Here is a 1,426-nt window from a genome sequence, read left to right as displayed (position 1 = left end):
GGGTCCGTCAAGATAACGGTGTAACTCGATCTTGATGGTTCTACTTGCGTGCGGCGGCCAGGCGGCCTTCGAAGGCGATCTCGAAGGCGTTCAGAGCGGGCTTCCACCGGCTGATCCAGCGTTTCTGGCCCTTGCCGGTGGGGTCCAGGCTCATCACCGCCAGGTAGATGCACTTGAGGGCGGCCTGCTCGTTGGGGAAGTGACCGCGGGCACGGACGGCCTTGCGGATGCGGGCATTGACCGACTCGATCGCGTTGGTGGAGCACACGACGCGTCTGATCTCGGCGTCGAACTGCAGGAACGGAACGAACTCGGCCCAGCTGTTCTCCCACAACCGCACGATCGCCGGATAGCGTTCGCCCCAGGTCTCGGCGAACTCCAGGAACCGGTCCTCGGCGGCCTCGGCGGTGGGCGCGGTGTAGACCGGCTTGAGCGCCTTGGCGACGGCGTCCCAGTGCTGACGGGCGGCGTATTTGAAGGTGTTGCGCAGCAGGTGGATGATGCACGTCTGGGTGAGCGCCTGCGGCCAGAGGGTCTCGATCGCTTCGGGCAGGCCCTTGAGCCCGTCGCAGACGACCATGCACACGTCCTCGACACCCCGATTGCGGATCTCGGTGAGGACCTGCAGCCAGTACTTGGCGCCCTCGCCGCCGTCGCCGGCCCACAGCCCGAGGATGTCGCGCTTGCCCTCGACGGTGACGGCCAGCGCGACGTAGATGGGCCGGTTGGCGACCTGCCCGTCACGGATCTTCACGTTGATCGCATCAATGAAGATCACCGGGTAAACGACGTCCAGCGGACGGTTCTGCCACTCGGTCATGCCGTCCATCACCCGGTCGGTGATGGCGGTGATGGTCGTCTTGGACACGTTCGCGCCATACACCTCGGCCAGGTGCGCACTGATCTCACCGTGAGTGAGGCCCTTGGCGCTCAGCGACAGCACCATCTCATCCACGCCCGTCAGGCGGCGCTGCCGCTTGCGCACCATCTGCGGCTCGAACGAGGCGTCCCGGTCCCGCGGCACCGCGATCTCCACCGGCCCGACCTCGGTAACCACCGTCTTGGCCCGCCGACCGTTGCGGGAGTTGCCCGAGTTGTCACCGGCCGCGTCGTGGCGGGCATAGCCCAGGTGGGCGTCCATCTCACCCTCCAGCGCCGACTCCAGGAACACTCGGGTCAGCTGCTGCAGCAGCCCACCCTCACCGGTCAGCTCCAGGCCCTGGCCGCGGGCCTGGTCGGCCAGCCGCCGCAGCATCTGCACATCCAGCGCGCTGACCTCGCCGGTCTCGGCCACCTCCGGCACCGACTCCAGCTCGACCGCAGGGGCAGCCGTGTCGGTCGTCGTCTCGTCCATCGGGGGTGTCTCCTTCCGGAGGAACATCAGTCCCTCGCGTCTCCGGAGTTACACCGTTGATCGTATAGACCC

Annotated in this window: 1 protein-coding gene; it reads right to left on the bottom strand. The window is 67.0% G+C overall.

Features of this window, described 5'->3' with window-relative positions; translation table 11 throughout:
- Window positions 1-40: 40 nt before the first annotated feature.
- Complete coding sequence (locus ABZ810_RS47600) at window positions 41-1,255, bottom strand: IS256 family transposase (protein ID WP_358415469.1); 1,215 nt, start codon at window positions 1,253-1,255, stop codon at window positions 41-43.
- Between the last annotated feature and the right edge of the window lie 171 nt (window positions 1,256-1,426).

The organism is Spirillospora sp. NPDC047279, assembly GCF_040643285.1.
In the GTDB taxonomy this organism is placed as follows: domain Bacteria; phylum Actinomycetota; class Actinomycetes; order Streptosporangiales; family Streptosporangiaceae; genus Spirillospora.
Note: the sequence above shows the minus strand (reverse complement) of the source record. Positions and strands in the feature narration are given on the sequence as shown.